At 56.0% G+C, this 20,052-nt stretch carries 20 protein-coding genes; 6 read left to right on the top strand and 14 right to left on the bottom strand.

The features are described 5' to 3' along the window. Positions 1-53 precede the first annotated feature (53 nt). The 8 genes from phnN to phnG are packed head-to-tail and all read right to left on the bottom strand — an operon-like array spanning position 54 to position 6,473. On the bottom strand, positions 54-668 hold the full coding sequence (phnN, locus tag CMO10_RS02875; RefSeq protein WP_297018782.1) for a phosphonate metabolism protein/1,5-bisphosphokinase (PRPP-forming) PhnN: 615 nt from the start codon (positions 666-668) through the stop codon (positions 54-56). Further along, entirely contained in the window at positions 665-1,807 is a 1,143-nt protein-coding gene (locus CMO10_RS02870) for an alpha-D-ribose 1-methylphosphonate 5-triphosphate diphosphatase (protein WP_297018781.1), read from the bottom strand. Before CMO10_RS02870 ends, phnN begins: the two co-directional genes overlap by 4 nt. After that, a complete protein-coding gene (gene phnL / locus CMO10_RS02865) occupies positions 1,800-2,504 on the bottom strand; it encodes a phosphonate C-P lyase system protein PhnL (RefSeq protein ID WP_297018780.1) in 705 nt (234 codons plus the stop codon). The genes CMO10_RS02870 and phnL overlap by 8 nt, the downstream gene beginning before the upstream one ends. A gap of 14 nt (positions 2,505-2,518) precedes the next feature. Next, on the bottom strand, positions 2,519-3,301 hold the full coding sequence (gene phnK, locus CMO10_RS02860; protein WP_363928322.1) for a phosphonate C-P lyase system protein PhnK: 783 nt from the start codon (positions 3,299-3,301) through the stop codon (positions 2,519-2,521). Continuing rightward, on the bottom strand, positions 3,301-4,227 hold the full coding sequence (locus tag CMO10_RS02855; RefSeq protein WP_297018779.1) for an alpha-D-ribose 1-methylphosphonate 5-phosphate C-P-lyase PhnJ: 927 nt from the start codon (positions 4,225-4,227) through the stop codon (positions 3,301-3,303). The genes phnK and CMO10_RS02855 overlap by 1 nt, the downstream gene beginning before the upstream one ends. Before the next feature lie 4 nt (positions 4,228-4,231). Next, a complete protein-coding gene (locus CMO10_RS02850) occupies positions 4,232-5,365 on the bottom strand; it encodes a carbon-phosphorus lyase complex subunit (protein ID WP_297018778.1) in 1,134 nt (377 codons plus the stop codon). A gap of 2 nt (positions 5,366-5,367) precedes the next feature. Then, the gene (gene phnH, locus CMO10_RS02845; protein ID WP_297018777.1) at positions 5,368-5,976 is read right to left on the bottom strand and encodes a phosphonate C-P lyase system protein PhnH; all 609 of its coding nucleotides are present in this window, start codon (positions 5,974-5,976) and stop codon (positions 5,368-5,370) included. Further along, positions 5,976-6,473, bottom strand: a complete 498-nt coding sequence (phnG, locus tag CMO10_RS02840; protein WP_297018776.1) for a phosphonate C-P lyase system protein PhnG — start codon at positions 6,471-6,473, stop codon at positions 5,976-5,978. The genes phnH and phnG overlap by 1 nt, the downstream gene beginning before the upstream one ends. A 133-nt stretch (positions 6,474-6,606) precedes the next feature. On the opposite strand from phnG, the gene phnF reads away from it, so the two are divergent. Continuing rightward, on the top strand, positions 6,607-7,320 hold the full coding sequence (gene phnF / locus CMO10_RS02835) for a phosphonate metabolism transcriptional regulator PhnF (protein ID WP_297018775.1): 714 nt from the start codon (positions 6,607-6,609) through the stop codon (positions 7,318-7,320). A 24-nt stretch (positions 7,321-7,344) separates the two neighbouring features. On the opposite strand, the gene CMO10_RS02830 is transcribed toward phnF, so the two are convergent. Then, positions 7,345-7,980, bottom strand: coding sequence for a trimeric intracellular cation channel family protein (locus CMO10_RS02830; RefSeq protein ID WP_044826950.1), 636 nt, complete (start codon positions 7,978-7,980; stop codon positions 7,345-7,347). Continuing rightward, entirely contained in the window at positions 7,977-8,954 is a 978-nt protein-coding gene (locus CMO10_RS02825; RefSeq protein ID WP_297018774.1) for a LysR family transcriptional regulator, read from the bottom strand. Before CMO10_RS02825 ends, CMO10_RS02830 begins: the two co-directional genes overlap by 4 nt. Before the next feature lie 104 nt (positions 8,955-9,058). Between CMO10_RS02825 and pcaH the strand changes: the two genes are divergently transcribed. From pcaH to map, 3 genes are all read left to right on the top strand, one after another. Continuing rightward, positions 9,059-9,772, top strand: a complete 714-nt coding sequence (gene pcaH, locus CMO10_RS02820) for a protocatechuate 3,4-dioxygenase subunit beta (protein ID WP_297018773.1) — start codon at positions 9,059-9,061, stop codon at positions 9,770-9,772. A gap of 3 nt (positions 9,773-9,775) precedes the next feature. After that, entirely contained in the window at positions 9,776-10,405 is a 630-nt protein-coding gene (gene pcaG, locus CMO10_RS02815; RefSeq protein WP_297018772.1) for a protocatechuate 3,4-dioxygenase subunit alpha, read from the top strand. Between the two features lie 131 nt (positions 10,406-10,536). After that, entirely contained in the window at positions 10,537-11,286 is a 750-nt protein-coding gene (gene map, locus CMO10_RS02810; RefSeq protein WP_297018771.1) for a type I methionyl aminopeptidase, read from the top strand. Between the two features lie 113 nt (positions 11,287-11,399). Here the strand turns inward: map and CMO10_RS02805 are convergent, their stop codons facing one another. After that, on the bottom strand, positions 11,400-13,592 hold the full coding sequence (locus CMO10_RS02805) for a malate synthase G (RefSeq protein WP_297018770.1): 2,193 nt from the start codon (positions 13,590-13,592) through the stop codon (positions 11,400-11,402). 212 nt (positions 13,593-13,804) lie between these two features. Then, positions 13,805-15,226, bottom strand: a complete 1,422-nt coding sequence (locus CMO10_RS02800) for an MFS transporter (protein ID WP_297018769.1) — start codon at positions 15,224-15,226, stop codon at positions 13,805-13,807. Positions 15,227-15,668: 442 nt separating this feature from the next. Here CMO10_RS02800 and CMO10_RS02795 point away from each other — a divergent pair, with 442 nt between their 5' ends. Together CMO10_RS02795 and CMO10_RS02790 are read left to right on the top strand one after the other, a co-directional pair. Then, positions 15,669-16,622 carry a TAXI family TRAP transporter solute-binding subunit gene (locus CMO10_RS02795; protein ID WP_297018794.1) on the top strand — a complete coding sequence of 318 codons (954 nt, stop codon included), beginning with the start codon at positions 15,669-15,671 and terminating at the stop codon, positions 16,620-16,622. 74 nt (positions 16,623-16,696) lie between these two features. Continuing rightward, a complete protein-coding gene (locus CMO10_RS02790) occupies positions 16,697-18,463 on the top strand; it encodes a TRAP transporter permease (protein WP_297018768.1) in 1,767 nt (588 codons plus the stop codon). A 64-nt stretch (positions 18,464-18,527) separates the two neighbouring features. On the opposite strand, the gene CMO10_RS02785 is transcribed toward CMO10_RS02790, so the two are convergent. Both CMO10_RS02785 and CMO10_RS02780 read right to left on the bottom strand, forming a co-directional pair. Next, positions 18,528-18,719: a PLD nuclease N-terminal domain-containing protein gene (locus tag CMO10_RS02785; protein WP_044827285.1), complete on the bottom strand. Its 192-nt coding sequence runs from the start codon at positions 18,717-18,719 to the stop codon at positions 18,528-18,530. A gap of 121 nt (positions 18,720-18,840) precedes the next feature. Continuing rightward, entirely contained in the window at positions 18,841-20,040 is a 1,200-nt protein-coding gene (locus CMO10_RS02780; RefSeq protein ID WP_472910347.1) for a BaiN/RdsA family NAD(P)/FAD-dependent oxidoreductase, read from the bottom strand. Positions 20,041-20,052: the final 12 nt, after the last annotated feature.

The raw sequence follows: 20,052 nt of genomic DNA, 5'->3' as shown, positions 1-20,052 counted from the left end.
AAAAATGCTGCGCTTTCAGGGTGCAGCATTTTGGGTGTGCCAGTGCGAGGGGTTTAAGCGCGGTTGGCGATGGATTGCGGTATTTCCAGTGCGTGGATGAAGCGCGCAATGCCGGTCTCAAGGTCTGCATCATTATCGACGTGAACAACGTAATCGCCTTCGACCTGATAAGCCGATGCGCGCGCAAGGCGGCGCTCGATATCAAGGGCATCTTCGCGCCCGCGGGCCTGAAGACGGTTGCGCAGGGCCTCGCTGCTGGCGCGGACATTCACAACCCGGATATTGTTCTGCCCAAGCAGGGCACAGGCATCCTCGATCACGCTGCGTGACACATTGACGATAACGGTTTTGCCCGCTTCGACTTCATCGAGCACATGGCGCGGAATACCATATCCCAGATCATGTGCCTTCCAGCTTAGAAGGAACGCGCCCTGACGTGCCATCTGCCCGAAATCTTCGGGGCGGACGGGGATGTGGATTTCGCCCACCGATCCGGCCGGGCGGGTGATGCAGCGCCGCGGAAAGCAGAACTGCTTGTCCCTGGCCAGTCTGTCACGGGCTGCATCAAGAAGGGTGTCCTTGCCAACGCCACTGGGGCCGACGACGAGGACAAGGAGCCCGTATCCAGAAGTACTGGTATGTGTGGGGGCTGCGGGGGTGCCGGTCATGACACCCTTATCCCTTCGCGCCAGACACCGCGCACAATCGGATGGTGCGGGGAATGATGCACCCGGATCAGATCACCGCGCTTGCCAACCGCGATCTCGCCGCGATCATGAAGGCCGACCTGTGTGGCCGGATTAAGCGACACGGTTCGAATAGCGCGCGGCAGGTCATAGCCATCAAACTCGTCAAACAGCTTCATCGCCCCGTGCAAAAGACTGTGCGGGACATAGTCGCTTGAAATGATGTCGAGATAGCCCTGCTTTGCCAGCTCACCGGCGGCAACATTGCCGCTATGCGATCCGCCGCGCACAAGGTTCGGCCCGCCCATCATAACACCAAGCCCGCCTTCATGTGATGCCTTGGCGGCTTCAAGCGTGGTCGGGAATTCAGCCACGGTCATTTTGTCTGCCACTGCCTCTGCCACGTGGGCTTCGGTTGCGTCATCATGGCTGGCAAGGGCTAGGCCCTTGGCGTGGGCTTGTTCAACCACATGGCGACGGTGTTTTTCGGAATAAAGCTCCGCATCGCGACGGCGGGTGGCGATGAATTTGCGCATCTCCTCGTCGCTGAGGCCATACTTGCCCTGGTAATAGGTGTAATAGGCATCAAGGCTGACGAACTGACGCTGCCCCGGTGTGTGGTCCATCACCGAAAGCATGCTGACCAGTGGCAGGTCGATCAGTTGACCAAGGGCCTCAACCATGCCCGGGAAGGATGTCTCGCAACGCAGATGCAGTTTATGGTCCGCACGCAGCAGCGCATTTTCCAGCGCGTGCTCAAGTGCCTTGACCGATTCAATCAGTCGCACAATGCGCTCGGAGCCTTCGTTGACATCGCCAATGGAAACCGCGTCAAACACGGTGGTGATCCCGGCACTGGCGACCTGGTTGTCATGGGCGACAACGGCGGCAGTGGCCGGCCAGCGGGTTTTCGGGCGCGGGGTGAGGTGCTTGTCGAGATTGTCGGTATGCAGCTCGACCAGACCCGGCATCAGATAATCGCCGCCCATGTCCTCTGCACCCGGAAGGTTCGAGGCGCGATCAGAAATATCGCTGATCTTGCCGTCCTTGACCTGCACGGCTCCGTCAATGACTTCGTTTGCCAGAACCAGTTTGGCATTGGTGAAAATCTGTTCAGTCATTGGCCCCAACTTTAAAGGAAGTCACATCAAACGACCCGGTGCAGACTGCATCACGGGTTTCATGGTCGTGGAAAATACCGGCGATTGCCGCACCACGGCTTTTGGCTTCTTCAATCAGCGCCAGAACTGTGGCGCGATTTTGGGCGTCAAGCGATGCGGTCGGCTCATCAAGCAACATGATCGGATAATCTGCAATAAAGCCACGCGCGATATTCACGCGTTGCTGTTCCCCACCCGAAAAGGTCAGTGGCGAGAGCTGCCACAAACGTTCGGGGATGCGAAGGCGGGTTAAAAGGTCACGCGCCTTTTCGGTTGCCGCCGTGCGATCCGTGCCAAGTGCAACAAGCGGCTCGGCAACGATATCAAGGGTCGGCACACGCGGGATCACGCGCAGGAACTGCGACACATAGCCCAGCGTCCGCTTGCGGATCTCAAGGATCGAATGCGGGCTGGCGGTGGTGATATCAAGCCAGTCGCCATCATGGAACACCTTGATGGAACCTTGGGAGCATGTGTAGTTGGCATAAAGCATGCGCATGAAGGTACTTTTCCCGGAACCGGATTCACCGGTCAGCGCGATGCAATCGCCAGCCGAAAGCATGAATTCGATGCCTTCAAAAACCGGGATGGTCACGCTGCCCTGAGTATGGAGGGTAAAGCTTTTCGCGACGTTTTGAGCATGAAGCATTTCAGACATTTTCTTCGCCCCGATCAGTTCTGCAGAATGGAAGAAACAAGCAGCTGCGTATAGGGATGCTGCGGGTCATCAAGAACCTGATCGGTCAGACCATGTTCAATCACCTTGCCCTGTTGCATCACCATCAGCCGGTGCGAAAGAAGCCGTGCGACTGCCAGATCGTGGGTGACGATGATCACCGCAAGATTAAGATCGTGAACCAGCCCGCGCAGCAGATCGAGCAATCTGGCCTGAACAGAAACATCAAGCCCACCCGTGGGTTCGTCCATAAAGACGAGGCGCGGGCTGGTTACGAGGTTGCGGGCAATCTGCAAACGTTGCTGCATGCCGCCCGAAAAGGTTGATGGCAGGTCATCAAGGCGCTCTGACGCGATTTCGACCTTGCCAAGCCAGCTGTCCGCATTGCTGCGAATGTTGCCGTAATGACGATCCCCGATCGCCATCAGCCGTTCGCCAATATTGGCGCCGGCGCTCACATTCATGCGCAATCCATCACGCGGGTTCTGATGCACAAAGGCCCAGTCGGTCCGCATCAGAAGGCGGCGCTGTGCTTCTGACATCTGATAGACATCGCGCACACCATCAATGCGGGTCTGGTATTCAACAACACCCTTGGTCGGTTCCTGCTGGGCGGAAATACTGCGCAGCAAAGTGGATTTACCCGATCCGGATTCCCCAACGATGCCAAGAACTTCACCGGGGCGGAGTTCAAAGCTGACATCCTTGCAGCCAACCCGGTCGCCATACATCATGGTCAGGTTGTCAACGCGCAGAAGCGGTTCGTTCATCTGGGTCATTATTCTGCTGCCTTTCCGCGATCTGCGGTGCCAAGGGGTTGGTCATGATGTTGCGGGCCGCGATGGCCGGCGTCCTGTCGTTCTGCGCAGTAATCAGTGTCGGAGCAGACAAACATCCGGTTGCCCTGATCATCGAGAATGACTTCATCAAGGTAACTGTCACGCGCACCGCACATGCCGCATTCGTCTTCCCAGGTCTGGACTTCGAACGGATGGTCTTCGAAATCGAGGCTTTTGACCTTGGTGTAGGGCGGCAGGGCATAAATGCGCTTCTCACGACCGGCGCCAAAAAGCTGAAGGGCTGCCATATCGTTCATTTTCGGATTGTCGAACTTTGGCGTCGGCGACGGATCCATCACATAGCGATCATCGACCATCACCGGATAGGCATAGGTGGTCGCGATATGGCCATGACGTGCAATGTCTTCATACAGCTTCACATGCATCAGGCCATATTCTTCAAGCGCATGCATCTTGCGTGTTTCGGTTTCGCGCGGTTCAAGGAAGCGAAGCGGCTCAGGGATCGGCACCTGATAGACCAATACCTGATCTTCGCGCAGTTCCTTTTCCGGGATGCGGTGACGGGTCTGGATGATCGATGCCTCGGCGGTTTTTTCTGTGGTGGCGACCTGTGCGGTCTTGGCAAAGAACTGCCGGATCGAGACCGCATTGGTGGTGTCATCCGCCCCCTGGTCAATGACCTTAAGCGTATCATTCGGTCCGATCACAGCAGCTGTTACCTGAACGCCGCCCGTACCCCAACCATAGGGCATCGGCATTTCGCGTCCGGCAAACGGTACCTGATAACCCGGTATGGCCACGGCCTTAAGCAGCGCGCGCCGGATCATGCGTTTGGTCTGTTCATCAAGATAGGCAAAGTTATAGTCCGGTGCCCCGTCGGCCGGATTTTTGACAGTCTGTTCCATGGGATTACTCCGCGGCCTCGGGTTGGGATGTGCCATTTTCGGCTTCGGACTTTGCCAGGCGTTCCTCGACCTCGGCGCGCATGCGGCGCACCAGCTCAAGTTCGCCCTGGAAATCGACATAGTGTGGCAGTTTGATATGTTCGACAAAGCCGGTGGACTGGACATTGTCGCTATGTTCCATCACGAACTGGCTGTCCTGTGCCGGGCCCATGATCTGTTCGCCCATTTCATTGGCGCGCATGGCACGATCAACCAGCGCCATCGAAATGGCTTTGCGTTCGTTTTGACCAAACACCAATCCGTAACCACGGGTAAATTGCGGCAGCTTGGTTTTCGATCCCTTGAACTTGTTGACCGTCTCGCACTCGGTCAGTTCGATGTCACCGATATCAATCGCAAAGCCGAGTTCCTCGGGCTCGATCTCGACTGACACGGTGCCATAGCGGATTTCACCGACAAAGGCGTGGCTGTTGGCGTAGCCCCGCTGGGTGGAATAGCCAAGTGCCAGAACAAATCCCTCATCCCCGCGCGACAGGTTCTGCAGGCGCAGATCACGTCCAGCCGGGAATTTGACCGGCTCGCGGGTCAGGTCGGCCACCGGGGCGTTTTCATCGACCGGAACCGGTTCGTCCTGAATAAGACCTTCATAGTTCAAGATGTCATCCAAGACCCGTGGCATGTTTTCATCGACTGGTTGTTCACCACTTGGTGCTTCGGTCGGTGCTTCGCCATTTGCCATCAGGGTGAAGTCGAGAAGACGGTGCGTGTAATCAAAGGTTGGTCCCAGGATCTGCCCGCCGGGCAGGTCCTTGAAGGTTGCCGAAATGCGGCGCGACACATCCATCTCGGCGGTCTTGATTGGCTTGGAAAACGCAAAACGTGGCAGCGTCGTGCGATAGGCCCGCATCAAAAAGATTGCCTCGATCAAATCACCCCGGCCCTGCTTGATGGCAAGGGCAGCCAGATCACGGTCATAAAGTGACCCTTCTGCCATGACGCGGGTCACCGACAGCGACAGTTGCTGTTCGATCTGATCGGTTTCGATTTCGGCAATATCCTTGTCGCCCCGGCGCTGCTCGGCCAGAAGCTTGTGAGCATTGTTGATGGCGCGTTCGCCACCTTTTACCGCAACATACATGATTAATTGACCTCGATCCGGGTGGTGCGCGACAGGGCGGCGATCTGGGTTGGGCTTGCGAAAATCACATCAACACCGCACGGAAACAGGTGATGGTTCTCTGCCCGCCAGGCGTGGAAACTTGCCGGCAGGTCCTTGATCGCAAGGCTATGCGTGTCCTTGATGCCCGGACCCGAAAGGGTCATAGACGGGCGATCGGAAATCTCATCAACCATCAGGATCAGGGTCGCCGATTGATCCGGGTATTCCGCATTGCCAACGGCAAGGTCGGTAATGAAGGACAGGTCATCGGAAATGCGCGCGACCGCAAAGTCGGCCTGTTTGACATCGGTGCTGATCGGGCAACCGCAATGGAATTTCAAATGATCGCAAGCGGATTTGGTCGCGCATGAGGGCGCCAGCCACACGGTGGTATCCATATCCGCCATGGCAAGAAGGGCTGCCGTCGCAGCTTCGTTCAACCCATCAGGCGCTGCAACATTGACCGGCAGATCATAAATCCGACCGGGGCGCGACATGGCATCAAGCAGGGCGCGAAACACGGCGTTTGAATCAAAGGCCGCGTGGTCAAAGCCCGGCAGCAAGTCACTTGTCTGGGATTGCAGGGTCATCAATCGTCTCCGCGGACAAGGGTGAAGAAATCAACTTTGGTGGCGGCAACCTTGCGCGCATGATCGCGTTTGGCGGCGGCCTGTTCGGTGGCGAGGGTTTCGATGAAATCGCTTGCCGATCCGTCGCGCAGCATCACTGCATCAAAGAGCGCGGCATATTGCGCCTGAATGCGGTCGCGTCCCTTGACGTAGGAATGCCCGACGGTGCCATCCGATAGGGTGACGGCACAGCGAGTCACCGTCATTTCACCAAGGTTAAACCGCTGCCCGGTGCCGCCAGCGCGAGCACGCACCATCACCATGCCGATCTGCGGTTCGCGCAGGTGGGTCCAGTTTTCGCTGCTGTGATTTTCCGACCACTGCGCTTCAAGCCGGGCACGCGATGTACGGGCCAGAACTGACATCCATTTCTGACGTGCGGCAATTTGCGGGTCGGTGGGGGTGTCTGCATTCCGGTTCTGATCGGTCCGGGCATTCGGGGCGGGGTGCGCCGTCATCAAACTGATCCCTTTTCAACTTATGTCGACAAATTCAAAGTTTGTCTAGACGTCTATACCTATTGACGTTATAAGACGATCCAGAACCAAAGGCAAAGGTCTTGCGGTGAAAGTTTTATGAACGGGGAATGTAATGGATTGGGAGCCGGGCCTATCTATCTGGAAGCAAATAGAAAAGCAGCTTCTGGCTGATATCTCCGACGGTGTATTTGCGCCCGGTGACAAGATGCAGACCGAGATGGAACTTGTCCGGCGTTTTGGTGTGAATCGCCATACCGTGCGTCGCGCAATGGCCGCACTTGTCGATTCCAATGTTGTCCGTGTCGAGCAGGGGCGTGGTGCCTTTGTTCAGGAACAGATCCTTGATTACCCGCTGGGATCGAAAACCCGCTTCTCGCAGATCGTGTCGGGCCGGCACCGGTTGCCAGATAAGCGCTTGGTTTCGTCCGAAGTGCTTAAAGCCACTGCAACCGTCGCACAATTCCTTGATGTCAAGCCGGGTACGCGGGTGATTGAACTATTCTCGGTTTCCGAGGCTGACGGTGTGCCGCTTGCGGTGGCGACAAGTTACCTGCCGGCGGCCCGCTTTGACGGTATCGTCGAAATATTTGTCGAGACCAAGTCACTGACCGAGGCATTTAAACGTTTCGGGATTGATGATTACAGCCGCAAGACCACCCGTATCTCCGCGACCCTGCCGTCATCCCGAGTGGCGAACTTGCTTAAGCAGGCGCGCAATCGGCCGGTGATTTCGACCGAAAGCGTTGATGTCGATTCTGCTGGCGTGCCGATTGAATATGGCGTGACCGCCTTTTCAAGTGATCGGGTTCAGTTGATCGTCGAGTAGGCGCGCAAACCGGTAAATTGCCGTCTAGTACTCCCGGCCCGGACGTGCCTTGTAGACCGGGAAGCTTAGCTTGAACTTGATTGCGCAGGCGCGCATCAGGAAGGCGGCAAAGAAGGCAATCACCGCAATCGGACCACTGGGCAGTGCAAGGATAGCCGTGCCGATTACATAGATCCCGGCGCCTACCAGCGCACAGGTAATATAAATCTCTGGCCTCAGGATCAGCGGTATTTCATTACACACAACATCCCGCACCATCCCGCCAAAGGTCGCGGTGATCATACCCAGAATGACGGCCACCAAGGGCGATACGCCGAGGTTCAGCCCAATGGCTGCTCCGGTTACGCCAAACATTGCAAGCCCCAAGGCATCGAGCCACAGCAAGGCAACATAACGTCGCTCAACCAGATGGGCGGTGAAGTATGTTAGGACTGCAGCCCCGATACAGGTCACAAGCCAGGTGATGTCCCGGATCCAGAAGACCGGTGTCGCGCCGGTAATCACATCGCGCACTGTGCCGCCGCCGATCCCGGTAAAGGTCGCAATCAGCACGAACCCCATAATGTCCATCTGACGCCGGGATGCCTCAAGCGCGCCGGTAATCGCAAAAACAGCAACCCCGGCCAGTTCAAGCCAATAGATGATTTCTGTAATCGTCATGATGTCCTTTGCGGGGCCTGCCCCTGATCGGGTTGCGAAACGGGTTCTTTGGTTGGCATGCGTAATCGGGTTGCCGCAACATCTTCAAGCTGTTCGCGCAACCAGCGATGCGATGGATCATGCTGATAACGTTGGTGCCAACACATGAAAATCGGCAGATCAAGCGTACCGTCTTTAAGTTCGGTTATCGGCATTGGTGCGCGGGCGAAATCACGCAGGGCATGCTTTTGCAAAAGGCTGGGCAAGGTTGCGATCATGTTGCTTCCGCGCAAGAATTCGGCAATGGCGGTGAAGTTGGGCACCCGCAAAACGATGTTGCGATCAACGCCCTGACTTTCAAGCATGTCATCAAATTCAAGCGTGCGGTTATTGCCATAGCGCACCGTGACATGACGTGCTTCAAGGTACTCATCGACGCTTTGTGGGGCGCCCCGCATATCCGGATCATAAAACACCATATAATGATCGGTCAGAAGGCGCTTTTGCACAATATCGACCCCCTCGGGCGGGCGCGGCGAAATCAGAAGGTCACAGTGATTTTCGCGCAGCAAGGCCGGGCCTGGCAAAAGTGATGGCACCACCGTCATCCGGATGTTGGCAAGTGCATCCTCAAGGTTACGAAACAGGGTCGGTAGCAAAAGATCACGCTGCAGATCATTGGCGGCAATCGTCAGCGTCATCGATGCGCCATCGGGTTCGAAATCCGCACCGCTGGCAAAGGCCTGCATCTGATCAAGAAGAAACCGCGCCTGTTCGGCCAGGTTCTGCGCATGCGCCGTTGCCACAATGCCGCGGCCGGATTTGGTGAAAAGCGGGTCGCGCATGATCCGGCGCAATTTGGTCAGATTGTGACTGACCGCAGATTGCGTCACGCCAAGCCGTTCGGCCGCCGCCGTTACCGACCCTTCTTCGAGAACGGCCAGAAACAGACGCAGCGCATGGCCGTCCAGTTCCAAATGATCAAAATTGCTCATGAATAATATGATAAATGATGCATTTATTTTATGCAATTGGCCGCGCAGGATGCCCTTAACGCGGACATTCAACTGTCCGGAGCATCATCTGCGGAGGAAACATCATGGAATTTTATCAGCGTGACAGAACGCTTCAGCCCGCTGGCTACACGCCGATTTACAAGACATCGGTCGCGCGTTCGCCGCGCCAGTCACTGCTGTCGCTGCAAGGGTCCTTGTCCGAGGTCACCGGTCCGGTTTTTGGTCAGAATGAACTGGGTCCGCTTGATAACGATCTGATCCGCAACTATGCCAAGGATTGCGATCCGATCGGCGAACGCATCATCGTTCATGGTCGGGTTCTGGATGAAAACAACCGTCCGGTGCCCAACACACTGGTCGAATTCTGGCAGGCCAATGCCGGTGGGCGCTATCGCCACAAGAAAGATACCTATCTCGCACCGATTGATCCGAACTTTGGCGGCTGTGGTCGGGCACTGACCGATGAAAATGGCTACTACTTCTTTCGCACCATAAAGCCGGGCCCGTATCCGTGGCGCAACTACGTCAATAGCTGGCGTCCGGCCCATATCCATTTCTCGGTCTTCGGATCCGGTTTTGCCCAGCGCCTGATCACCCAGATGTATTTCGAAGGCGATCCGCTGATCAAGGAATGCCCGATTGTCCATGTCATTCCTGACGAGGATGCGATCAACCGTCTGATTGCACCGATTGATCTGAATGGCTCGGTGCCGCTCGATACCATTGCCTACAAGTTCGACATCGTTCTGCGCGGCCGTCGTTCGACCCTGTTTGAAAACCGTCTGGAAGGAAACTGATCCATGGTGCAAAACCTTGATTATCTCAAAGAAACAGCCTCCCAGACGGCAGGCCCCTATGTGCATATCGGGCTTATTCCCAAGCAGGCCGGTTTTGACATCTTTGAAAACAACTTCACCAACATTCTGGCCGATGAGAACACCCGTGGGGAACGCATCATCATCGAAGGCCGGGTGATTGATGGCACCGGTACGCCGCTTCGTGATGCACTGCTTGAAATCTGGCAGGCCAATGCGGACGGTCGCTACAACCACGAACTTGATCGTCAGAAATCTGGCAAGGTCGATGACGACTTCCGCGGTTGGGGCCGGACGGGAACCGATTTCGATACCGCAGTCTATCGTTTTGAAACCATCAAGCCGGGCGTGGTTTCGGGCCGCAATAATCGCGATATGGCACCGCATATCAATTTTTGGATCGTGGCACGCGGGATCAATATCGGTTTAAACACCCGGATGTATTTCGCGGATGAAGCCGACAAAAATGCCAATGATCCGGTGCTGAACCTGATCGAGCAGCATGAACGCCGCAAAACCCTGATTGCAAGCCGTGATGACAGCGGCCCGGTGCCGGTCTATCGCTTTGACATCGTGCTGCAGGGTGAAAACGAAACCGTGTTCTTTGATATCTGATCATCCCTTGATCGGATCGAACCCCAATATGTTGCGACGGCCATTCATGTTGGCCGTCGTTTTTTTTGTGGGGTCTTTGATACAGAGCAGGTTTTCTTGACTTTGCATTACGGCATCGCAATAAGCATTCCATGACAATTTCATCGGAAAAAGAACTCGAACAGATGCGCAAGATCGGGCGCATTTGTGCCCGTGCGCGTGACGTCATGGGGGCCGCTGCCGTTCCCGGGATTACGACCGCCGAGCTGGATCAGATCGGGCGCAAGGTTCTTGAAGATGCCGGGGCCATTTCCGCCCCCGAAAGCGAATATAAATTCCCCGGTGCGACCTGCATCAGTGTCAATGATGCCGTCGCCCACGGCATCCCGGGGGATCAGGTGTTGGCCGACGGTGATCTGGTCAATATCGATGTATCGGCATCGCTTGACGGGTATTTTTCCGATACCGGTGCCAGCTTCATCTGTGGCACGGCAAAACCCGAACTCGTTAAACTGTGTGAAGACGGCAAGAAAGCGATGTGGGCGGGTATCAAGGTGGTGCGCGACAAGGCCCCGATCCGCGAGATCGGCCTAAAGATCGAAAACTTTGCCCGCAAGGGCGGCTATACCCTGATCCGCAATCTTGCGAGCCACGGCATTGGCAAATCCCTGCATGAACATCCCCACACTATTCCGACCTGGGATGACCCAAAAGAACGCCGGGCGCTCAAGAAAGGGCAGGTGATCACGATTGAGCCCTTCTTGTCGCTTGGCGCGAAATGGGCGCTTGATAGCGAGGATGGCTGGACGCTTTATGCCGATACCGGTGATGCGACCGTGCAGTATGAACACACCCTTGTCGTGACCGACAAGGGTTATGAGATCATGACACTGGGCAACTGAACCCGGTTAGAAATGCTGCGCGTTATGCTGCAGCATTTTCTTGCAACATAAAAGCCGCCCGAACGGATCGGGCGGCTTTTGTTTTTGGTCTGCTTTGGTGCGTGGTATTGCGATCAGGCGCCGTATTTTGCCTTGGCTTCGCGACGGCGTGCATGCAGGACCGGCTCGGTGTAACCGTTCGGCTGCTCACGCCCCTTGAAGACCAGATCACAGGCTGCCGCAAAGGCGACGCTGTCATCAAAGTTCGGGGCCATGTTGCGATAGGTCGGGTCCCCTTCATTCTGCTTGTCGACGACAGCCGCCATACGCTTCATGGTTTCCATCACCTGTTCTTCGCTGCACAGGCCATGATGGAGCCAGTTGGCAATATGCTGGCTGGAAATGCGAAGCGTCGCACGGTCTTCCATCAGGCCGACATCATTGATATCAGGCACCTTGGAACAACCAATGCCGCTATCGATCCAGCGGACAACATAACCCAGAATGCCCTGGGCATTGTTATCAAGCTCTTCCTGGATTTCGCTTGGCATCGGTTTGATGTCACCCAGACGCGGGATCGCCAGAATGTCATCAAGGCTTGCACGTTCGCGTTTGCCGATCTCGTCCTGAACGGCACGGACATCAACCTGATGATAGTGAATGGCATGCAGGGTTGCAGCCGTCGGCGACGGAACCCAGGCGCATTTCGCCCCAGCCTTCGGATGGCCGATCTTGGCTTCCATCATTTCGGCCATGCGGTCCGGCTTAGCCCACATGCCTTTGCCGATCTGGGCAACGCCCTTCATGCCGCATTCAAGACCGATATCGACGTTCCAGTTTTCATAGGCGGCGATCCAGTACTGGTCCTTCATCGCTTCCTTGCGGACCATCGGGCCTGCTTCCATGCTGGTGTGGATTTCGTCACCGGTACGATCAAGGAAGCCGGTATTGATGAAGACCACACGGTCCTTTGCGGCACGGATGCATTCCTTGAGGTTCACCGTCGTGCGGCGCTCCTCATCCATGATGCCGACCTTGAGCGTATGTTCGGGCAAATCAATCGCCTGTTCGACAAAGCCAAACAGATCGTTGGTCAGCTCGACCTCTTCGGGGCCGTGCATTTTCGGCTTCACGATATAGACGCTGCCATGGCGCGAATTCGAAAGTTCGTTATTGCCGATCACGTCATGCTTGGCGATCAGGCTGGTCACCATGGCATCAAGGAAGCCTTCCGGGACTTCGTTGCCATTGGCATCAAGCACCGCATCGGTAGTCATCAGATGACCGACATTACGGATCAGCATCAGGCTGCGACCCGGCAAGACAACTTCATTGCCATCAACACCCTTATAGGTGCGGTCCGGGTTCAGGCGACGGGTGATCGTCTTGCCACCTTTCTCAAACTTTTCCTCAAGCGTGCCTTTCATCAGTCCAAGCCAGTTGCGATAGGCAACGGTCTTGTCGTCGGCATCAACGGCGGCGATCGAATCTTCGCAGTCCTGAATGGTGCTGACAGCGGATTCCATAATCACGTCGCACACGCCTGCGGCATGTTCCTTGCCGATCGGGTGGGTCGGATCGATATGGATTTCGACATGCAGGCTGTGACGACGCAGCAGGATGTCGGTAAGTTTACCGTCCTTTTCGTTGTACCCGATGAACTGCGACGGCAGTTCAAGTGCGGTTTCGCTGCCATCTGACAGGGTCACAACCAGCGTCCACCAGCCAGAACCGTCTTCACGGACTTCGTAATTGGTGGCATCGGCATGTTTACCGGTCGCAAGCGGGGCGCATTCATCAAGGAAGTTCGCCGCATAGGCGACAACGGCTGCACCGCGTTTCGGGTTGAAACCCTTGGTCTTTTCCTTGCCATCGGCCTCGTCGATGACATCGGTGCCATAAAGCGCATCATAAAGGCTGCCCCAGCGTGCATTGGCAGCATTCAGCGCATAGCGTGCATTCATCACCGGCACGACCAGCTGCGGGCCTGCAACCCGGCCGATTTCCGGGTCGACATTGGTGGTGGTGATATAGAAATCATCACCTTCAGGCAGGAGATAACCGATCTCGGTCAGGAATTCCTTATAGGCTGCCGGATCACGCGGCTGGTCCTGACGCGAAAGATGCCATTCGTCGATCTTGGCCTGCAATTCGTCGCGCTTTGCCAGCAGCGCCTTGTTGCGTGGTCCAAGTTCGGTGACGAGCTTTTCAAAGGATGCCCAGAACTGATCGGAACTGATCCCTGTTCCCGGAATGACTTCGTTGGCCACCAGATCATGCAGCACTTTTGCAATCTGAAGACCACCTTCTTGGATGCGTTGGGTCATGTTTTCTCTCACCAGACTTGGAACTGTTTCGGGCGGCAAATGTGGTTTTGCCAGCAAGCGCAACGCGCGCCGCAAAGCCAACCCGCCTATCGTTGGTTCACAACATATGGGTTGAAGCCGGGGCGGGTCCACAGCCTGTTTCAAATTTACGGGATGTTTTCCGTATTATGGAAGCGCCCCCGATGGGTGCCGAGTGATTCGGTAACCTGTGCTCAGGTTTTCGTGTCCGTTTCCGGATCGGCCGTTTCATCACCGTCTGCTGCCGGAACCTGACCGATATCGTCCGGATGGGCCGTACCATCCGGGGTTAGCAAATCTTCCAGATCGTGCGGATCAAACGGCTTTTGCCCGGTTTCATCCTTGGCCGGGTTGCCTTCATCATTGTCTTCGGTGCTGACATCGTCGGTAATCGGTGACAATTCAAAGGCCATCGGCGTTGTACGTGGAACAGCAACGAACTGACCTTGTTCCTCGATCGAGATACGACGACCAAAGCCTGCGCGATACATCGCAAAACTCGCAACGGAGATACCGATAATGGAAAACAGAACCGGCAATGCCCACGGGCCAAAATGCCCGATTGCACTCGACCCCAGAAGCGGACCGGTGGCAGCCGACGCACCATAAATGATCAAAAGACCACCCGATGCCGGAACGATATCTTCGGGTTCGAGATAGTCATTCACATAGGCCACGGCCAATCCGTATACCGGCATGATAAACACACCCGTGATCCCGCCCCATACCGTCAGATTTTCGCGCACAAGATCGGGTGCAATCAGCGGGAAGATCCCTGAAATCGCAAGCCCGGTCAAAACAAAGATCATGACATATTGCCGAGGCACCATGTCCGATATCTTGCCGATCGGGAACTGCATGATCATGCCGCCCAGAATGACAAAGAACATGAAATAGGCGATGTCATTGGTTGCAAGGCCAAGGTCGGCGGCAAAGACTGGACCGACACCATAAACCGCACCAGAAAGCACGCCGGCACCAGATGCTGCGACAAAGCCAAGCGGGGAAATCTTGTACAGGCGACGGAACGTCATGCGTTCGCCACTAACCGCAGAAGGCGGTGGCTGACGGGTAAGGGCCAGTGGAACCAGCGACAGTGACAGCAAGACGGAGGCAACCGTAAACAGCTCGAAACTGCTGACCGGCGCACCATTGAGCAACAGCTGACCAATCGCCAGACCGCCAAGGGACACCGTCATGTAGATCGCAATCGTCCCGCCGCGCGAGGTATTGTCAGCCTGCGCATTCAGCCAGCTTTCAATCACCAGATACAGACCGGAAACACAAAGCCCGGTCATGATGCGGAAAAGCGACCATGTGATTGGATCGACCAGAACAGCATGCAAAAGCGTGATCGCGGAGGCGGCCGATGCCAGGGCGGCAAATGTCCGGATATGCCCCACCCGGTTCACAAGGCTTGCGCCCCAGATGATGCCGGCAACAAAGCCGATATAATAGGATGCCATGATGATACCGGTATAGACCGGTGCAAATCCCTCGGCAGAGGCGCGCAGCGCCAGAAGCGATGATTGCAATGACGCCCCACTGTTAAGCGCAAAGGCAGCAAACAGTGTGGCAGACAGTGCAATGATCAGGGCGACCGGCGAACGCGGCATGGCTTCCTCGTTTGAATTTCAAGATGGCAGGCACCCTGCGGTAGGGGATCAGGCCTGTCAATCTTTACAAGCCTTTGGCCAATAAGGGGATAAGTGCATTTTGGGTTTAACACCACAGTGCACAAGAAGTTCCGTCAAATTTGTTGCCTTTCTTTAAGCCTGCGGAACTTGCGCGCATAGTGCCGCTTTTGCGCAACTGCTATGTGTAAACGGGCCATGTTTCGGGCCGAAACCGCCTTTGAATTGTGAAAATCGCACAAGCAGCTTGACCTTGGGGGAATTGATGCTTTCTATGGACCCAAATCAGGCGCATTTTGCCAAAATCGGATTGAAACGGGGTTGGTTTTTGCGCTTCGCCACCAGACTTTCGGTCCACCGGCCATAAACGGCATTCAAGCCAGACGGTGAACCCACCATACAAGGGGAGGAAACCTTGAAAATTATGCGCACTCTCGGCGTGATTGCCGCCGGTATGATGGCCCTGTCGGTGGCAAATGCCGCGCAGGCCGAAACCCGTGTCACCCTGAAATCGGCCAAGGCCGCTTCATCCTACTATCAGATGGCAGCCCAGTTTGCCGAAGCGATGAAAACCGGTACCGACGGTGACATCATCGTCACGGTCGAGGAAAGCCAGGGTTCGGTTCAGAACGTCATGGAAGCCATGGTACGTCCGGGCAACTATGTCTTTACCTCCCCGCCCGGTCTGGTGAGCCTGGCACAGAACGGCAAAGGCCCGTTCGATGGCCGTCCGACCGAAAAGTTTGCCGAAGTCCGCGCCCTGTTCCCGATCCCGTCGCTGACCATGCATTTCGTCATGCGCGCGGATTCCGGTGCGACCAGCTTTGCCGATCTCGAAGGCAAAACCATCCTGCTCGGCAAGGGATCGTTTGGCGCGCGTGAAGGTGAAAAATACCTTCAGCTGTTTGGCCTTGAAGGCAAGGTTGATCTGGCCGATGCCGAACTGTCCAACGCCGTTGCGGCCCTTAAAAACGGACAGATCGATGGTTTCGTAACTGCTGGCTCCTGGCCAGCTCCGAACGTGATCGAAGCTGCTGCAGGTACTTATGTGACGGTGCTGTCGCTTTCCGAAGAACAGCTTGCCGAAACCAAGCGTGACAAGACGGTTATTCCGGCTGGTACCTATAACGGTCAGAGCGAGGACATCACCACAGCATCGCTTTCGGTTGTTGCCTTTGCCACCACCCAGATGGACGCAGACACGGCTTATGCGCTGACCAAAACCTTCTGGGACCAGAAGACTGCAATGGGTGAAAGCTCATCCTGGTGGAATGGTGTGACGCCGGAAATGCTTGCCAACATCACTGGTAAAATGCATCCGGGTGCGCTTCGCTATTATGACGAAGTCGGTTTTTCCGTTCGCGATGATCAGCGCTGATCGCTGATCCGATCACATGTTAAAGGCCCGGCAGAACTGCCGGGCCATTTCTTATCAAGCAAGCCATTTACGATATGTCAGCCTCTACTCGCCCCTTCTGGATCGCCCTTGGCGCCGTTTCGATTGCCTTTCACCTTTGGCTGATCTTTTCAGGATTGGTGCCCAATCTTGTCAGCCGTCCGATCCACATGGCGCTGGCCTTGCCCTGGGCGCTGATCTTTGTCGCCAAAACCCCGGCTCAGAAAATCTCGGGCATCTTTTTGACCATTATTGGTCTGATCGGATGCGGCTGGCTTGTCATCAATCATCAGACACTTGGCGATCAATACGGATTTCTGATTGGCAATAGCCAGATCATGCTGGCAGTCGCACTGTTGCTGGTCGTGCTTGAAATGGCGCGCCGCGCGATTGGTTGGCCCCTGCCAACCGTGGCGGCGATTGCGCTTCTTTATGCGTTGTTCGGGCAACATGTCCCGGGCGAGTTTGGCCACGCTGGCCTGCCGATCGAAAGCATGCTGGGTACCCTGACCATTGCCGAGGGCGGCCTTTGGGGCAGTCTGACCGGTGTGTCGGTCAATATCGTTGCAATTTTTGTGATTTTTGGCGCGGTTCTGAATGGCGGCGAGGCCGGTCAGGGCTTCATGAATGTTGCTGGCGCGGCTGCCGGTCGGCTCAAGGGCGGGGCGGCGAAGGTTTCGGTGGTGTCATCGGCCCTGTTTGGTTCGATATCCGGGTCAGCGTCCGCCAATGTCGCTTCGACCGGGGCGATTACCCTGCCGGCCATGACCAAGCTGGGTTACCCCAAACGCCTTGCCGCGGCGGTTGAGGCGGTGGCATCAAGCGGTGGTCAGATTATGCCGCCATTGATGGGGGCAGGGGCCTTTGTCATGGTCGAGCTTACCGGCAAGCCCTATGTCGATATCATGGTCGCGGCCATGTTGCCGGCCGTGCTTTACTTCCTTGCCGTATGGGTTGGCATCAATGCTTTTGCCCTTCGCTTTGACTTGCCGGGTGTGCCCAAGGAAGATCGCCCAAACATGCGTGCGGTTCTGATTACGTCGGGCTTTTTCCTGGTGCCGTTTACCATCCTGCTGTGGGGCATGTTTGTCGGTGACTATACGCCGCAATATGCAGCCTGCCTGGCCCTTCTGGCCGGGGCGGCGTTGTTGTTGCTTGATGCGGATCTCAGTGTTGATCTTGCGCGCAGCAAGGAACGTTTTACCGATGTGTGCCTGAATGCCGGGCGTCAGGTGGCGATGATCGGGTCGATCATTTTGTGTGCCTCGATCGTGATCGGGGTGCTTGGCCTGACCGGGCTTGGTGTGAAGATTACCTCGCTCCTGATTTCCGGATCGGGCGGGATGCTATGGCCTGCCCTTCTTTTAACTGCCCTTGCCTGTCTGATCCTTGGCATGGAAGTCCCGACCACGGCGGCCTATGTCATTTGCGTCTCGGTCGCCGGTCCTGCCCTGATTGAATTGGGGTTAGAACCGCTTCAGGCGCATCTGTTCATCTTCTGGTTTGCGCTGCTTTCGACCATTACGCCACCGGTCTGCGGGGCGGTGTTTATTGCCGCCGGCATGGTCGAGGAAAACTGGCTCAAGGTTGCCGGGACGGCCATGGCGCTGGGCATCGGGCTTTATATCGTGCCGCTTGCCATGATTGCCAACAGCACCCTGATCGAGCTTGCCAGTCATCCGGTTTGGGCGGTGGTTGCCGGGCTTAAGGTTGCGCTTGGATTGACGGCGATTTCCTATGGGCTGATCGCTCCAAAACCGATCCTGGTCAGGGTCGGGTTGATTGGCGTTGGGGCTGTTGTGATCTTTGCCGCCGGTATATAGACAAACAAAAAGGCCGACAGTTTCCTGTCGGCCTTTTTGTCATTGAGGGAAATGATGTCCGGTTTTATGCGGTCGCGCGTCCGCTGCGCGGTCCGGCAAAGAACCAGATAATCAGGCCGAGGACCGGCAGGATAACAACAAGGACAGTCCACAGGACTTTCGAGCCGGTGCTTGCACCACTGCCCATAATATTCACGATCGCCCAAATATCGGCGATCAGGACGAGAAGTCCGAGAATTCCACCATATTCAAACATGTTCCAACCTCACATTTGTTGCAGCGGTGTTTGCACCGCGCTTACAACTCAAACGGTTGATGTCACAAGTTGTTCCCGCACGGCCTAAATGGTGTGCAAAGAATGGTTGGTGAAAGATCGTTTAAACGACTTGTCCGGCGGACCAGCCCGACGACCAGGCCCATTGAAAATTAAAGCCACCTAGATGTCCGGTGACATCAACAACTTCGCCGATGAAATAAAGTCCGGGCACATCGCGGGCTTCCATGGTTTTCGATGACAGGGCGTTGGTATCGACCCCGCCAACCGTGACCTCGGCCGTGCGATATCCTTCGGTGCCGCTCGGTGTCAGGGCCCATTGATTGACATCCATCGCAAGCTTGCGAAGCGCCTTATCACCGGTTTCACCAATCGGACGATCAAGGCCATGGATGGATGTAATCATCTGCGCAAGCCGGTTGGGCAAAATGCGCGACAGAACCGTATGCACTGCCTGTTTCGGGTTCTCACCCTTGGCAGTTTTCAAAAGATCAAACGCGTCTTCTTCCGGATTGAGGTTGACCGTGATGGCATCACCTTCGTTCCAGTAAGATGAAATCTGCAGGATGGAGGGCCCGGAAAGTCCACGATGGGTAAACAGCAACCCTTCGCGGAATTGTTTTTTGTTGCATTGCACAATCGCATCGACCGAGATACCGGAAAGCTCGCCAGTGCGGGCGCGCAGGTCGGGATCAAACACGAACGGCACAAGGGCCGCACGGGTTGGGATGACATTGATGCCGAACTGTCGGGCAATCTGATAACCAAAGCCGGTCGCGCCGATTTTCGGGATCGACAGTCCACCACAGGCAACGACAAGCGATTCACATGTCCATTGCGCGCCGGTGCGCGTGGTGACGTCAAAGCCGCCATCTTCGCTCTTCATGATGTTGGAAATCTCGGTGTTGAGTTTGATCGTCACATCGGCGGCGTCGCATTCATCAAGCAGCATGTCGATGATCTCAAAGGACGACTCATCGCAAAACAGCTGGCCCAGTGTCTTTTCGTGCCAGGCGATGTTGTAGCGATTTACCAGATCAAGAAAGTCATGCTGCGTATATCGCTTGAGCGCCGACACACAGAAACGCTTGTTCTCGGAGATGAAGTTTTCCGGGCTGGTATGGATATTGGTGAAGTTGCAACGCCCACCGCCGGAAATACGGATTTTCTGCGCCGGTTTGGCCGCATGATCAACCACCACGACGGACCGTCCGCGTTTTCCTGCTTCAATCGCGCACATCAGGCCGGCCGCACCCGCCCCGATGACAAGAACATCAATCTTTTTCAAGCCCGTCAGATCCATTCAAATGAGTTT

This window comes from Thalassospira sp., assembly GCF_002709775.1.
Lineage (GTDB): Bacteria > Pseudomonadota > Alphaproteobacteria > Rhodospirillales > Thalassospiraceae > Thalassospira.
This window is presented reverse-complemented; position numbering and strand designations above follow the sequence as displayed.

Excerpts from the sequence above, each read along its gene's own strand:
- phnN (WP_297018782.1), bottom strand. The coding sequence starts at position 668 with ATGACCGGCACCCCCGCAGCCCCCACACATACCAGTACTTCTGGATAC.
- CMO10_RS02870 (WP_297018781.1), bottom strand. The coding sequence starts at position 1,807 with ATGACTGAACAGATTTTCACCAATGCCAAACTGGTTCTGGCAAACGAA.
- phnL (WP_297018780.1), bottom strand. The coding sequence starts at position 2,504 with ATGTCTGAAATGCTTCATGCTCAAAACGTCGCGAAAAGCTTTACCCTC.
- phnK (WP_363928322.1), bottom strand. The coding sequence starts at position 3,301 with ATGACCCAGATGAACGAACCGCTTCTGCGCGTTGACAACCTGACCATG.
- CMO10_RS02855 (WP_297018779.1), bottom strand. The coding sequence starts at position 4,227 with ATGGAACAGACTGTCAAAAATCCGGCCGACGGGGCACCGGACTATAAC.
- CMO10_RS02850 (WP_297018778.1), bottom strand. The coding sequence starts at position 5,365 with ATGTATGTTGCGGTAAAAGGTGGCGAACGCGCCATCAACAATGCTCAC.
- phnH (WP_297018777.1), bottom strand. The coding sequence starts at position 5,976 with ATGACCCTGCAATCCCAGACAAGTGACTTGCTGCCGGGCTTTGACCAC.
- phnG (WP_297018776.1), bottom strand. The coding sequence starts at position 6,473 with ATGACGGCGCACCCCGCCCCGAATGCCCGGACCGATCAGAACCGGAAT.
- phnF (WP_297018775.1), top strand. The coding sequence starts at position 6,607 with ATGGATTGGGAGCCGGGCCTATCTATCTGGAAGCAAATAGAAAAGCAG.
- CMO10_RS02830 (WP_044826950.1), bottom strand. The coding sequence starts at position 7,980 with ATGACGATTACAGAAATCATCTATTGGCTTGAACTGGCCGGGGTTGCT.
- CMO10_RS02825 (WP_297018774.1), bottom strand. The coding sequence starts at position 8,954 with ATGAGCAATTTTGATCATTTGGAACTGGACGGCCATGCGCTGCGTCTG.
- pcaH (WP_297018773.1), top strand. The coding sequence starts at position 9,059 with ATGGAATTTTATCAGCGTGACAGAACGCTTCAGCCCGCTGGCTACACG.
- pcaG (WP_297018772.1), top strand. The coding sequence starts at position 9,776 with ATGGTGCAAAACCTTGATTATCTCAAAGAAACAGCCTCCCAGACGGCA.
- map (WP_297018771.1), top strand. The coding sequence starts at position 10,537 with ATGACAATTTCATCGGAAAAAGAACTCGAACAGATGCGCAAGATCGGG.
- CMO10_RS02805 (WP_297018770.1), bottom strand. The coding sequence starts at position 13,592 with ATGACCCAACGCATCCAAGAAGGTGGTCTTCAGATTGCAAAAGTGCTG.
- CMO10_RS02800 (WP_297018769.1), bottom strand. The coding sequence starts at position 15,226 with ATGCCGCGTTCGCCGGTCGCCCTGATCATTGCACTGTCTGCCACACTG.
- CMO10_RS02795 (WP_297018794.1), top strand. The coding sequence starts at position 15,669 with ATGCGCACTCTCGGCGTGATTGCCGCCGGTATGATGGCCCTGTCGGTG.
- CMO10_RS02790 (WP_297018768.1), top strand. The coding sequence starts at position 16,697 with ATGTCAGCCTCTACTCGCCCCTTCTGGATCGCCCTTGGCGCCGTTTCG.
- CMO10_RS02785 (WP_044827285.1), bottom strand. The coding sequence starts at position 18,719 with ATGTTTGAATATGGTGGAATTCTCGGACTTCTCGTCCTGATCGCCGAT.
- CMO10_RS02780 (WP_472910347.1), bottom strand. The coding sequence starts at position 20,040 with ATGGATCTGACGGGCTTGAAAAAGATTGATGTTCTTGTCATCGGGGCG.